General features: G+C 62.9%; 9 protein-coding genes and 3 rRNA genes. 7 read left to right on the forward strand and 5 right to left on the reverse strand.

What is annotated here, in order from left to right:
• The first annotated feature begins 6 nt into the window (after window positions 1–6).
• Window positions 7–450 (forward strand): DUF2550 domain-containing protein, encoded by a 444-nt coding sequence (locus G6N20_RS02625; protein ID WP_083047737.1) that lies wholly within the window; start codon window positions 7–9, stop codon window positions 448–450.
• A 3-nt stretch (window positions 451–453) separates the two neighbouring features.
• Here the strand turns inward: G6N20_RS02625 and G6N20_RS02630 are convergent, their stop codons facing one another.
• On the reverse strand, window positions 454–1074 hold the full coding sequence (locus G6N20_RS02630) for a cob(I)yrinic acid a,c-diamide adenosyltransferase (RefSeq protein ID WP_083047735.1): 621 nt from the start codon (window positions 1072–1074) through the stop codon (window positions 454–456).
• Window positions 1075–1143: 69 nt separating this feature from the next.
• On the opposite strand from G6N20_RS02630, the gene murA reads away from it, so the two are divergent.
• From murA to rrf, 4 genes are all read left to right on the forward strand, one after another.
• On the forward strand, window positions 1144–2400 hold the full coding sequence (gene murA / locus G6N20_RS02635) for a UDP-N-acetylglucosamine 1-carboxyvinyltransferase (protein ID WP_083047733.1): 1257 nt from the start codon (window positions 1144–1146) through the stop codon (window positions 2398–2400).
• A 271-nt stretch (window positions 2401–2671) separates the two neighbouring features.
• Window positions 2672–4204 (forward strand): 16S ribosomal RNA (locus tag G6N20_RS02640).
• Window positions 4205–4492: 288 nt separating this feature from the next.
• Window positions 4493–7608, forward strand: a 23S ribosomal RNA gene (locus G6N20_RS02645).
• A gap of 91 nt (window positions 7609–7699) precedes the next feature.
• Window positions 7700–7813: ribosomal RNA gene (gene rrf / locus G6N20_RS02650) — 5S ribosomal RNA — on the forward strand.
• Together the 16S, 23S and 5S rRNA genes form the textbook arrangement of a ribosomal RNA operon.
• A 42-nt stretch (window positions 7814–7855) precedes the next feature.
• Here the strand turns inward: rrf and G6N20_RS02655 are convergent.
• The 3 genes from G6N20_RS02655 to G6N20_RS02665 all read right to left on the reverse strand — a co-directional run bounded on the left by G6N20_RS02655 (window position 7856) and on the right by G6N20_RS02665 (window position 11582).
• On the reverse strand, window positions 7856–8353 hold the full coding sequence (locus tag G6N20_RS02655) for a methylated-DNA--[protein]-cysteine S-methyltransferase (protein WP_083047731.1): 498 nt from the start codon (window positions 8351–8353) through the stop codon (window positions 7856–7858).
• The gene (locus tag G6N20_RS02660) at window positions 8350–9858 is read right to left on the reverse strand and encodes a DNA-3-methyladenine glycosylase 2 family protein (RefSeq protein WP_083047729.1); all 1509 of its coding nucleotides are present in this window, start codon (window positions 9856–9858) and stop codon (window positions 8350–8352) included. The genes G6N20_RS02655 and G6N20_RS02660 overlap by 4 nt, the downstream gene beginning before the upstream one ends.
• Before the next feature lie 98 nt (window positions 9859–9956).
• A complete protein-coding gene (locus G6N20_RS02665) occupies window positions 9957–11582 on the reverse strand; it encodes an adenylate/guanylate cyclase domain-containing protein (protein ID WP_083047727.1) in 1626 nt (541 codons plus the stop codon).
• 44 nt (window positions 11583–11626) lie between these two features.
• Here G6N20_RS02665 and nucS point away from each other — a divergent pair, with 44 nt between their 5' ends.
• Window positions 11627–12298 (forward strand): endonuclease NucS, encoded by a 672-nt coding sequence (gene nucS, locus G6N20_RS02670; protein ID WP_083047725.1) that lies wholly within the window; start codon window positions 11627–11629, stop codon window positions 12296–12298.
• Window positions 12299–12320: 22 nt separating this feature from the next.
• Complete coding sequence (locus tag G6N20_RS02675; protein WP_083047723.1) at window positions 12321–12608, forward strand: bifunctional DNA primase/polymerase; 288 nt, start codon at window positions 12321–12323, stop codon at window positions 12606–12608.
• 9 nt (window positions 12609–12617) lie between these two features.
• On the opposite strand, the gene mce is transcribed toward G6N20_RS02675, so the two are convergent.
• Window positions 12618–13073: a methylmalonyl-CoA epimerase gene (gene mce / locus G6N20_RS02680; RefSeq protein ID WP_083047721.1), complete on the reverse strand. Its 456-nt coding sequence runs from the start codon at window positions 13071–13073 to the stop codon at window positions 12618–12620.
• Window positions 13074–13147 lie beyond the last annotated feature (74 nt).

The raw sequence follows: 13147 nt of genomic DNA on the forward strand, positions 1-13147 counted from the left end.
ACCTCGATGAGCGCGCCCATGATCGGCATGGCCGTGCTCGTTGTCGTGTTGGGGGCCGCGGTGCTCGCGCTGAGCTATCGGTTGTGGAAACTGCGTCAGGGCGGAACGGCGGGCATCATGCGGGACATCCCCGCGGTCGGCGGTCACGGTTGGCGCCATGGCGTGATCCGGTACCACGGCGGCGAAGCCGCGTTCTACCGGCTGTCCAGCCTGCGTCTGTGGCCGGATCGCCGGCTCAGCCGGCGAGGCGTGGAGATCGTGGCCCGGCGCGCGCCACGTGGCGACGAGTTTGACATCATGACCGACGAGATCGTCGTGCTGGAGTTGCGGGATGCCACCCAGGACCGCAGGCAAGGATATGAACTCGCACTGGATCAGGGTGCATTGACCGCGTTCTTGTCGTGGCTGGAGTCCCGCCCTTCCCCACGCGCACGCCGCCGCAGTGTGTGACGACTATGCTGGCGAGCTGGCCGGACCGCCCGCTTGCGGGGGACTGCTCGCCGTCCCGCCACCGCCGGGTTGCCACAGCACATCACCGTCGGGATTGGCGACCCGCGACAGAATGAAGAGCAGATCCGACAGCCGGTTGAGGTACTTTGCCGGTAAGACGCTGACCCCGTCCGGGTGCGCCGCGACCGCCGCCCACGCCGAGCGCTCCGCCCGGCGTACCACCGTTCGGGCCACGTGCAACAGTGCCGATAGCGGTGAACCACCGGGTAGCACAAAGGAGTTCAGCGTCGGCAGGTCGGCGTTATAAGCGTCACACCATCTTTCGACCCGATCGATATACGACTGGGTGATTCGCAACGGAGGATGTTGGGGGTTCTCCACCACGGGGGTCGACAGATCCGCACCGGCGTCGAACAGGTCGTTTTGGATCTGGCGCAGGACGCTCGTGATGTGTTCGTCCGGGTTGCCCAGGGCCACCGCGACGCCGATCGCGGAGTTGGCCTCGTCGCAATCGGCGTAGGCCACCAGCCGGGCATCGTTCTTGGAGACCCGGGAGAAGTCGCTCAACCCGGTGGTTCCGTCGTCGCCCGTCCGAGTGTAGATGCGGGTCAGGTGTATGGCCATAAAGAAACCGTACCGGCCGACTGACTCGGTTGACTGACAAGCCGATACCGCTTCACTACACTGACCCGGGTGGCCGAGCGTTTCGTCGTGACTGGTGGTAGCCGGTTGGCAGGCGAAGTCGCCGTCGGGGGCGCCAAGAACAGCGTGCTCAAGCTGATGGCCGCGACCTTGCTGGCCGAAGGCACCAGCACCATCACCAACTGTCCCGACATCCTCGATGTGCCGCTGATGGCGGAGGTCCTGCGGGGCCTGGGCGCCACCGTCGAGCTCGATGGTGACGTGGCTCGGATCACCTCACCCGACGAACCGAAGTATGACGCCGACTTCGCCGCGGTGCGGCAATTCCGGGCCTCGGTCTGTGTGCTGGGGCCGCTGGTCGGCCGCTGCAAACGGGCCCGGGTGGCGCTCCCGGGCGGAGACGCGATCGGTTCGCGTCCGTTGGATATGCACCAGGCGGGTCTGCGGCAACTGGGTGCGCACTGCAACATCGAGCACGGGTGCGTGGTGGCCCAGGCGGATACCTTGCGCGGCGCGGAGATTCAGTTGGAGTTCCCCTCGGTGGGAGCCACCGAGAACATCCTGATGGCCGCCGTGGTCGCCGACGGCGTCACCACGATTCACAATGCCGCGCGTGAACCCGACGTCGTCGACCTATGCACGATGCTGAACCAGATGGGCGCACAGGTCGAGGGCGCGGGTTCGCCGACGATGACCATCACCGGGGTCCCGCGGCTGCATCCGACGGAGCACCGCGTCATCGGAGACCGCATCGTGGCCGCGACGTGGGGCATCGCTGCCGCCATGACCCGCGGCGACATCACGGTGACGGGCGTCGACCCGGCGCACCTGCAGTTGGTGCTGCACAAGCTGCACGACGCGGGCGCCACCGTCACCCAGACCGACGACAGTTTCCGCGTCGTCCAGTACGAGCGCCCCAAGGCCGTCAACGTGGCGACGCTGCCGTTCCCCGGCTTTCCGACCGATCTGCAGCCGATGGCCATCGCCCTGGCGTCGATCGCCGACGGCACTTCGATGATCACCGAGAACGTTTTCGAGGCGCGGTTTCGGTTCGTCGAAGAAATGATCCGGTTGGGCGCCGATGCCCGCACCGACGGCCACCACGCCGTCGTGCGAGGTTTGCCGCAACTCTCCAGCGCGCCGGTCTGGTGTTCGGACATCCGCGCCGGGGCCGGCCTGGTGCTCGCGGGCTTGGTCGCCGACGGCGACACCGAGGTGCACGACGTGTTCCATATCGATCGTGGTTATCCGTTGTTCGTGGAGAACCTCGTCAGCCTCGGGGCCGAGGTCGAGCGGGTATGCTCTTAGCGGCGGTCGCGCATCTGGATGGCCGAAACCGACCTTGACGACCCTGCCGAAGTTGTATTAAGCTGGCAGGGTTGCCCCGAAGTGGGCATCACCAAGCGAGTGTGTTGTTTGAGAACTCAATAGTGTGTTTGGTGTTTTTGTTTGTTGTTGTTTTTTGACCGCACCCTAGCACTCCCCGTGTGCGGGTGTGGTCGCAATGAATAGATGCCAGTTTTTGGCGTCTTTGTCAGGTATCTCTGATAAGAAATTCGCCTCGTTAGCGAGGGGTTTTTGTTTGGAGAGTTTGATCCTGGCTCAGGACGAACGCTGGCGGCGTGCTTAACACATGCAAGTCGAACGGAAAGGTCTCTTCGGAGACACTCGAGTGGCGAACGGGTGAGTAACACGTGGGTGATCTGCCCTGCACACCGGGATAAGCCTGGGAAACTGGGTCTAATACCGGATAGGACCACGGGATGCATGTCTTGTGGTGGAAAGCTTTTGCGGTGTGGGATGAGCCCGCGGCCTATCAGCTTGTTGGTGGGGTGATGGCCTACCAAGGCGACGACGGGTAGCCGGCCTGAGAGGGTGTCCGGCCACACTGGGACTGAGATACGGCCCAGACTCCTACGGGAGGCAGCAGTGGGGAATATTGCACAATGGGCGCAAGCCTGATGCAGCGACGCCGCGTGGGGGATGACGGCCTTCGGGTTGTAAACCTCTTTCACCATCGACGAAGGTCCGGGTTTTCTCGGGCTGACGGTAGGTGGAGAAGAAGCACCGGCCAACTACGTGCCAGCAGCCGCGGTAATACGTAGGGTGCGAGCGTTGTCCGGAATTACTGGGCGTAAAGAGCTCGTAGGTGGTTTGTCGCGTTGTTCGTGAAATCTCACGGCTTAACTGTGAGCGTGCGGGCGATACGGGCAGACTAGAGTACTGCAGGGGAGACTGGAATTCCTGGTGTAGCGGTGGAATGCGCAGATATCAGGAGGAACACCGGTGGCGAAGGCGGGTCTCTGGGCAGTAACTGACGCTGAGGAGCGAAAGCGTGGGGAGCGAACAGGATTAGATACCCTGGTAGTCCACGCCGTAAACGGTGGGTACTAGGTGTGGGTTCTTTCCTTAAGGATCCGTGCCGTAGCTAACGCATTAAGTACCCCGCCTGGGGAGTACGGCCGCAAGGCTAAAACTCAAAGGAATTGACGGGGGCCCGCACAAGCGGCGGAGCATGTGGATTAATTCGATGCAACGCGAAGAACCTTACCTGGGTTTGACATGCACAGGACGCGTCTAGAGATAGGCGTTCCCTTGTGGCCTGTGTGCAGGTGGTGCATGGCTGTCGTCAGCTCGTGTCGTGAGATGTTGGGTTAAGTCCCGCAACGAGCGCAACCCTTGTCTCATGTTGCCAGCACGTCATGGTGGGGACTCGTGAGAGACTGCCGGGGTCAACTCGGAGGAAGGTGGGGATGACGTCAAGTCATCATGCCCCTTATGTCCAGGGCTTCACACATGCTACAATGGCCGGTACAAAGGGCTGCGATGCCGCAAGGTTAAGCGAATCCTTCTAAAGCCGGTCTCAGTTCGGATCGGGGTCTGCAACTCGACCCCGTGAAGTCGGAGTCGCTAGTAATCGCAGATCAGCAACGCTGCGGTGAATACGTTCCCGGGCCTTGTACACACCGCCCGTCACGTCATGAAAGTCGGTAACACCCGAAGCCAGTGGCCTAACCCGCAAGGGAGGGAGCTGTCGAAGGTGGGATCGGCGATTGGGACGAAGTCGTAACAAGGTAGCCGTACCGGAAGGTGCGGCTGGATCACCTCCTTTCTAAGGAGCACCACGAAAAGCACTCCAACTGGTGGGGTGTTGAGCCGTGAGGGGTTCTCGCCTGTAGTGGGCGGGGGCCGGGTGCATGACAGCAAACGAAACGCCAGACACACTGTTGGGTCCTGAGGCAACACCCTCGCGTGTTGTCGCCCCGTCTTGGTGGTGGGGTGTGGTGCTTGAGTATTGGATAGTGGTTGCGAGCATCAAATGGATGCGTTGCCCCTAGCGGAGTTGTCCGTAAAGGTAGACGCATTCTTTTGTGCAATTTTAATTCTTTGGTTTTTGTGTTCGTAAGTGTCTAAGGGCGCATGGTGAATGCCTTGGCATCGAGAGCCGATGAAGGACGTGGGAGGCTGCGATAAGCCTCGGGGAGCTGTCAACCGAGCGTGGATCCGAGGATTTCCGAATGGGGAAACCCAGCACGAGTGATGTCGTGTTACCCGTACCTGAATATATAGGGTGCGGGAGGGAACGCGGGGAAGTGAAACATCTCAGTACCCGTAGGAGAAGAAAACAATTGTGATTCCGCAAGTAGTGGCGAGCGAACGCGGAACACGGCTAAACCGCACGCATGGGTAACCGGGTAGGGGTTGTGCGTGCGGGGTTGTGGGAATGATACGTCTCAGCTCTACCCGGCTGAGGGGCAGTCAGAAAGTGTCGCGGTTAGCGGAAGTGGCCTGGAATGGTCTGCCGTAGACGGTGAGAGCCCGGTACGCGAAAACCCGGCACCTGCCCAGTATCAATTTCCCGAGTAGCAGCGGGCCCGTGGAATCCGCTGTGAATCCGCCGGGACCACCCGGTAAGCCTAAATACTACTCGATGACCGATAGCGGATTAGTACCGTGAGGGAATGGTGAAAAGTACCCCGGGAGGGGAGTGAAAGAGTACCTGAAACCGTGTGCCTACAATCCGTCAGAGCCTCCTCGTGAGGTGATGGCGTGCCTTTTGAAGAATGAGCCTGCGAGTCAGGGACATGTCGCAAGGTTAACCCGTGTGGGGTAGCCGCAGCGAAAGCGAGTCTGAATAGGGCGACCCACACGCGCATACGCGCGTGTGAATAGTGGCGTGTTCTGGACCCGAAGCGGAGTGATCTACCCATGGCCAGGGTGAAGCGCGGGTAAGACCGCGTGGAGGCCCGAACCCACTTAGGTTGAAGACTGAGGGGATGAGCTGTGGGTAGGGGTGAAAGGCCAATCAAACTCCGTGATAGCTGGTTCTCCCCGAAATGCATTTAGGTGCAGCGTTGCGTGGTTCACCGCGGAGGTAGAGCTACTGGATGGCCGATGGGCCCCACTAGGTTACTGACGTCAGCCAAACTCCGAATGCCGTGGTGTAAAGCGTGGCAGTGAGACGGCGGGGGATAAGCTCCGTACGTCGAAAGGGAAACAGCCCAGATCGCCGGCTAAGGCCCCCAAGCGTGTGCTAAGTGGGAAAGGATGTGCAGTCGCAAAGACAACCAGGAGGTTGGCTTAGAAGCAGCCACCCTTGAAAGAGTGCGTAATAGCTCACTGGTCAAGTGATTGTGCGCCGATAATGTAGCGGGGCTCAAGCACACCGCCGAAGCCGCGACAACCGCGAGGTTGGGTAGGGGAGCGTCCCCCATTCAGGGAAGCCGCCGGGTGACCGGCGGTGGAGGGTGGGGGAGTGAGAATGCAGGCATGAGTAGCGACAAGGCAAGTGAGAACCTTGCCCGCCGAAAGACCAAGGGTTCCTGGGCCAGGCCAGTCCGCCCAGGGTGAGTCGGGACCTAAGGCGAGGCCGACAGGCGTAGTCGATGGACAACGGGTTGATATTCCCGTACCCGTGTGTGAGCGCCCGTGACGAATCAGCGGTACTAACCGCCCAAAACCGGATCGATCATTCCCCTTCGGGGGCGTGGAGGTCCGGGGCTGCGTGGGACCTTCGCTGGTAGTAGTCAAGCGATGGGGTGACGCAGGAAGGCAGCCGTACCAGTCAGTGGTAACACTGGGGCAAGCCCGTAGGGAGAGCGATAGGCAAATCCGTCGCTCACTAATCCTGAGAGGTGATGCATAGCCGATTGAGGCGAATTCGGTGATCCTCTGCTGCCAAGAAAAGCCTCTAGCGAGCACATACACGGCCCGTACCCCAAACCGACACAGGTGGTCAGGTAGAGAATACCAAGGCGTACGAGATAACTATGGTTAAGGAACTCGGCAAAATGCCCCCGTAACTTCGGGAGAAGGGGGACCGGAATATCGTGAACACCCTCGCGGTGGGAGCGGGATCCGGTCGCAGAAACCAGTGAGGAGCGACTGTTTACTAAAAACACAGGTCCGTGCGAAGTCGCAAGACGATGTATACGGACTGACGCCTGCCCGGTGCTGGAAGGTTAAGAGGACCCGTTAACCCGCAAGGGTGAAGCGGAGAATTTAAGCCCCAGTAAACGGCGGTGGTAACTATAACCATCCTAAGGTAGCGAAATTCCTTGTCGGGTAAGTTCCGACCTGCACGAATGGCGTAACGACTTCTCAACTGTCTCAACCATAGACTCGGCGAAATTGCACTACGAGTAAAGATGCTCGTTACGCGCGGCAGGACGAAAAGACCCCGGGACCTTCACTACAACTTGGTATTGATGTTCGGTACGGTTTGTGTAGGATAGGTGGGAGACTGTGAAACCTCGACGCCAGTTGAGGTGGAGTCGTTGTTGAAATACCACTCTGATCGTATTGGGCATCTAACGTCGAACCCTGAATCGGGTTCACGGACAGTGCCTGGCGGGTAGTTTAACTGGGGCGGTTGCCTCCTAAAATGTAACGGAGGCGCCCAAAGGTTCCCTCAACCTGGACGGCAATCAGGTGGCGAGTGTAAATGCACAAGGGAGCTTGACTGCGAGACCTACAAGTCAAGCAGGGACGAAAGTCGGGATTAGTGATCCGGCACCCCCGAGTGGAAGGGGTGTCGCTCAACGGATAAAAGGTACCCCGGGGATAACAGGCTGATCTTCCCCAAGAGTCCATATCGACGGGATGGTTTGGCACCTCGATGTCGGCTCGTCGCATCCTGGGGCTGGAGCAGGTCCCAAGGGTTGGGCTGTTCGCCCATTAAAGCGGCACGCGAGCTGGGTTTAGAACGTCGTGAGACAGTTCGGTCTCTATCCGCCGCGCGCGTCAGAAGCTTGAGGAAACCTGTCCCTAGTACGAGAGGACCGGGACGGACGAACCTCTGGTGCACCAGTTGTCCCGCCAGGGGCACCGCTGGATAGCTACGTTCGGACAGGATAACCGCTGAAAGCATCTAAGCGGGAAACCTTCTCCAAGATGAGGCTTCTCACCCTATTAGAGGGATAAGGCCCCCCGCAGAACACGGGTTCAATAGGCCAGACCTGGAAGCTCAGCAATGGGTGCAGGGGACTGGGGCTAACCGGCCGAAAACTTACCAACACAAAACATCGCAACCACTTTCCACTCACGCCGCCAGGCGTGGGTCCACACCCCCCACCAGTACACTCAAAAGAATAAAGTTGAATAGAGTTACGGCGGCCATAGCGACAGGGAAACGCCCGGTCCCATCCCGAACCCGGAAGCTAAGCCTGTCAGCGCCGATGATACTGCCCAATCCGGGTGGAAAAGTAGGACACCGCCGAACACACACAAAAACACCCCCAACCATTGGGGGTGTTTTTGCATGTTAATCGAACAACGTCAAATTCACGGATGCCCGCTTTTTCTCTAATTCGAGCAGGGCTTGTTTGCGGTCCAGTCCGCCGCCGTAGCCGGTGAGCTTTCCGCTGGCGCCGATGACACGATGGCACGGGACGACGATGGCGATGGGATTGCGGCCGTTGGCCAATCCCACGGCGCGTGCGGCACCCGGCGCACCGATCTGGTCGGCAATTTGTCCGTAGGACCGTGTTTCCCCATAGGGAATTGTCCGGAGCGCCTGCCATACCTTCAGCTGAAACTCGGTACCCCACAGGTCGAGCTCAATGTCGAAGTCGGTGAGCTGGCCGGCGAAATAGGCGTTGAGTTGGTCGACGGCGTCGGCAAATACCGTGTGATCGAGCGTCCAACCGGCACGGCTGGGTTCGTGGGTCTGGTCGACCATTCGTAGGTTCGTCAACGCGGAGCCACGCCCGGCCAGCGTCAACGGCCCTATCGGGCTGTCGATGGTGCGGTAGCGGATCATGCGATCTCCTTCGGGGCCTGTCGGGGCGGCCATTGGTTTACCGGATGCGCGAGGGTGGTCCACAGGTGCTGGGTGGCATACGAACGCCAGGGGCGCCAGCGAGCGCTGCGCCCCAGCAGCGTGCGTCGGTGGGTGGGCAGGCCCAGCCGTTCGGCGGCCAGCCTGAGGCCGAGGTCGGTGACCGGAAAGGCGTCCGGGTCGCCAAGGCCCCGCATCGCGATCACCTCCGCGGTCCAGGGTCCGACCCCGGGCAACGCCCGCAGCTGACTGCGTGCGCGTTGCCAGTCGCATCCCGCGTCCAGGGCGACGGTGCCCTCGGCAAGCGCGGCGACGAGCGCGCTGACCGCGCGTCGGCGTGTCTTCGGCACGGCCAGATGGGCGGGATCGATCGCGGCGAGCTGCTCGACGGACGGGAAGGTGCGCGTCAGACTGCCCTCGGGATCGTGCACCGGGTGGCCGTAGGCGGCGACCAGCCTGGCGGCCTGGGTCCGTGCGGCCTTGGTCGATACCTGTTGGCCCAGGACCGCACGGACCGCCAGCTCGGCCTCGTCGACGGTGCGCGGAATCCGCTGTCCGGGTGCCTGGGACACCACCGGCCGCAGGTCCGGATCCCCGCTGAGCGCTTCGATCACCGCCTCGGGATCGGCATCCAGATCCAACAGGCGACGGCACCGCGCGGTGGCGGTCGTGAGGTCGCGGAAGTCGTCGAGCACCAGCACGCAGCGCACGTGGTCGGCGGCCGGCGTCAGGGTGACCAGGCCATTGCCCGACCGGAGCCGCAGCGTGCGCCGGTACGCGCCATCGCGGACCTCTTCACAACCCGGCACCGCACCGGCGGCCAGATGACCGAATACGCCCTGGTAGGCGAAGGGTGTCCGGACGGCTAGCCGCAGGGACACGGTCCCGGGTGTGGCGGCTCCAACTGCCGGCGACCCGAACCGGGCGGCCGCGCGCCTGCGCAGCACCGTCGGCGTGCTGTCGCACACCAGGCGTACGGTGTCGTTGAACTGACGGATGCTGGAAAATCCGGCGGCAAACGCGACATCGCCGAAGGGCAGGTCGGTGGTCTCGATCAGCACCCGCGCGGTCTGCATTCGTTGCGCGCGTGCCAGCGCGAGTGGTCCGGCGCCCACTTCGGCCTGCAACAGCCGCTCCAGCTGACGAGTGGTGTAACCGAGCCGGGCCGCCAGGCCGGTGACGCCGTCCCGGTCCACCGTGCCGTCGGCGATCAGCCGCATCGCACGCGCGACAACGTCGCCGCGCACGTTCCATTCGGGAGAGCCCGGAGACGCGTCGGGACGACATCGCTTGCAGGCCCGGAAGCCCGCTCGTTGAGCGGCCGCCGCGGTTGGCAGGAACCGCACGTTGCGGGCGAACGGGGGCCGAACGGGGCAACTGGGCCGGCAGTAGATGCCGGTGGTCAGCACCGCGATGACGAACCAGCCGTCGAACCGGGCGTCCCTGGACTGGACGGCCCGGTAGCAGCGTTCGAAGTCTGCATGCACGATTCGACCATTACACCTGCCCGGCCGTCATGACTGGCGGAAAACGACATCACTGTGACCCACTGTGGCCCGGCGGCGGGTGCGTCGCGGCTCCGGCTTTACCCGAGCCGGCTGGCCGGCTCGATCGGCCTGGCCAGCCGGGTGGGTTGGTCGTGTCCGCGCAGCGTCACCGTCTCGCCCAAAGACCAAAGGACGCGCACCTTTTCGCTTGCACCGTTCAGCGTCTCCCCGGACGCCAGCAACCTACCGGGGTGTGACTTTGCAAGTTCGCACAGTCGCGCCGCTTCGTTGACGGGCTCGCCGATCACGGTGTATTCGAAGCGCTGCTTGGCGCCCACATTGCCGGCGATGACCTGCCCGGCCGCCACGCCGATGCCGGCTTGGCACTCCGGCATTTCCTTGGCAAGCCGCGCGGCCATGGCTCGCGCGGCGGTCAGTGCCTGGTCTTCGGGACAGGCGAGCCGATTCGGGGCTCCGAAGATGGCCAGCGATGCGTCGCCCTCGAACTTGTTGACCAGGCCGTGGTGGTGGTCGACCGCCTCGACGACGATAGCGAAAAACCGGTTGAGCAGGCTGACGACGTCGGCCGGCGGACGGCTGGTCACCAGCTGGGTGGAGCCAACGATGTCGATGAAGACGACGGCAACGTGGCGTTCCTCACCGCCCAGTGTCGGTCGCTCCCGCTCGGCGGCCGCCGCGACTTCGCGCCCGACGTGGCGGCCGAAAAGGTCACGGATCCGTTCGCGCTCCCGCAGGCCGGCGACCATCGCGTTGAAACCGCGCTGCAGCTCACCGAGTTCGGTCCCGTCGAAGACCACGAGGTCGCCGCGCAGGTCGCCCCGCTCGACGCGCTTGAGGGCCGCACGTACCACCCTTACCGGTGTCGCCGTCAGCCAGGCCAGGATCCACATCAGGATAAAGCCGAAGATCACCGTCGCCGCGCAGATAATCATCACCGCGACCGCGAACTCGGTCTCGGTCAGGTTCCGCAACAAGAGCTGGAAGAATGCCACCAGTCCAATGCCGATGACGGGCACGGCCGAACCGAGCAGCCACACCATCAGGGTTCGGCCCATGATGCCCGGCGCGAGCCGCCGGGGCGGTGGTCCCGCCCCGAGTGCCTGGGCGGCCACCGGACGCAGCGCGAACTCGGTCAGCAGGTAGCTGCCGGTAGCGACCAGGACGCCGCAAAAGCTCACCCCGAACAGAAACCGCGGGATGAGTAGGTGGTCGGCCATCCCATACAGGATCGTCAACAGCCCCGCGCCGATCTCCCAGAGCACGAGGTCGACGATCGCGACTCGCCAAGGGGCGAGAAAGGTGTTGCGCTCGTCCTCGGGGGTCGGGGCGCGTTCCTCGATGGCCCAACGCAGCGCCAGCACGGTCCGCCGGGTGATCCAGTAGGTGCCTACTACCAGTGCGAGCGCGATGTAGGCGGGTGTGACGCCGAAGGTGACCCACAGCAGCGCGTCGTCAAACACGCTGGGTGCCGGTATGGCCACCGTTACCAGCAGCAAGACGACACCGATCCCGATCAGGTTGGCACCCACGACCATCGCGGTCAAGATGACCTGGATGCGGACACGACGACGGTGCTGGCTCTCCGAGACTCGCCCCAGCAACCAGGAGCCGTACGCGGGGGTCTCTGACAGCCGGCCGCTCTGCCGGGTCACCGTCTCGAGCACCCGGCCCAGCCGTTGCGCCATGGTCTTGTTGGGCGACATGGTGGCGTCAGCCTATGTGTCGGACACGCTCTAAGGTGAGTCGGGTGCGTCTAGTGATCGCCCGGTGCACCGTCGAGTACGTCGGCCGGCTCACCGCGCAGCTGCCGTCCGCGCGCAGGCTGCTGCTGTTCAAGGCCGACGGATCGGTCAGTGTGCACGCCGACGACCGCGCCTACAAGCCGTTGAACTGGATGAGCCCGCCGTGCTGGTTGACCGAAGAACCCGGTGGCCGGGCCCCGGTGTGGGTGGTGGAGAACAAAGCCGGCGAACAACTGCGCATCACCGTCGAGGAGATCGAGCACGACTCCAGCCACGATTTGGGCGTGGATCCAGGATTGGTCAAAGACGGTGTGGAGGCCCACCTGCAGGCGTTGCTTGCCGAACATGTCCACCTGCTGGGTGAGGGGTACACCCTGGTTCGCCGCGAATACATGACCGCGATCGGACCCGTCGACCTGTTGTGTCGCGATGAACGGGGCGGCTCTGTTGCGGTGGAAGTCAAGCGGCGCGGCGAGATTGACGGCGTCGAGCAGCTCACCCGCTATCTCGAGTTGCTCAATCGGGACAGCGTTCTTGCTCCCGTCAAGGGGGTGTTGGCCGCACAACAGATTAGGCCGCAGGCCCGCACGCTGGCCGCTGATCGTGGAATACGTTGCGTGACACTGGATTACGACCGCATGCGCGGGATGGACAGCGACGAATACCGGCTGTTCTGAATTGTGCGGCTAAGCTGGCGACATGGGTCGGCGCGGTAAACCGCCACGGCAGCGGCTAGCACTACCGCCGTTGCCACGCCGGGTGGAAACGGGCCCGGATGGCTACCAGTACGAGGTGCGTCCGATCGCCGCGGCCCGCGCTGTCAAGACCTACCGCTGTCCCGGATGTGATCACGAAATTCGTTCCGGCACAGCGCATGTGGTCGTATGGCCGACTGAATCACCAGGAGCGGTGGAAGAACGGCGGCATTGGCACACGCCCTGCTGGACCAACCGCGCCACTCGCGGTCCAACGCGGAAATGGTCCTAGCCGGCCGGCTCAGCAGACGGGTTCGACCAACTCGATCAGCACCCCGCCGGCGTCTTTGGGGTGGATGAAGTTGATCCGTGAGTTTGCGGTACCACGCCGGGGAGCGTCGTAGACCAGGCGGACGCCCTGGGCGCGCAGCCGGCGGCACAAAGCATCGAGATCGCTGACCCGGCAGGCCAGCTGTTGGACGCCCGGTCCGCGCTTGTCCAGAAACTTCGCGATTACCGACGACTCGTCAAGCGGGGCCATCAATTGGATCTGCGCGGGGCAGCCCGGCGCGGCCAGCATCGCCTCGCGGATCCCCTGGTCGTCGTTGACTTCCTCGTGCACCAGGATCAGGCCGAGGTGATCGTGGTACCACTCGATCGCGGTGTCCAGGTCGGCGACGGCAATGCCGACGTGGTCGAGCCCGGTTACCAAGGAGGTGGCCAGCACGCGACGGGCGTCAACTTGATCGGTCGTCATTACATAACGGTAACCTCATGGGAAAGGATCCGCTTCCCCGGTATCCCCGGATCGGCCGCTCCCTGCCCGTAGGA

This window comes from Mycobacterium shinjukuense (assembly GCF_010730055.1).
In the GTDB taxonomy this organism is placed as follows: Bacteria; Actinomycetota; Actinomycetes; order Mycobacteriales; family Mycobacteriaceae; genus Mycobacterium; species Mycobacterium shinjukuense.

What these genes read in the sequence shown, in the direction of transcription:
- G6N20_RS02625 (WP_083047737.1), top strand. Translation starts at nt 7, where the DNA reads ATGAGCGCGCCCATGATCGGCATGGCCGTGCTCGTTGTCGTGTTGGGG.
- G6N20_RS02630 (WP_083047735.1), bottom strand. Translation starts at nt 1,074, where the DNA reads ATGGCCATACACCTGACCCGCATCTACACTCGGACGGGCGACGACGGA.
- G6N20_RS02655 (WP_083047731.1), bottom strand. Translation starts at nt 8,353, where the DNA reads ATGATCCGCTACCGCACCATCGACAGCCCGATAGGGCCGTTGACGCTG.
- G6N20_RS02665 (WP_083047727.1), bottom strand. Translation starts at nt 11,582, where the DNA reads ATGTCGCCCAACAAGACCATGGCGCAACGGCTGGGCCGGGTGCTCGAG.
- G6N20_RS02675 (WP_083047723.1), top strand. Translation starts at nt 12,321, where the DNA reads ATGGGTCGGCGCGGTAAACCGCCACGGCAGCGGCTAGCACTACCGCCG.
- mce (WP_083047721.1), bottom strand. Translation starts at nt 13,073, where the DNA reads ATGACGACCGATCAAGTTGACGCCCGTCGCGTGCTGGCCACCTCCTTG.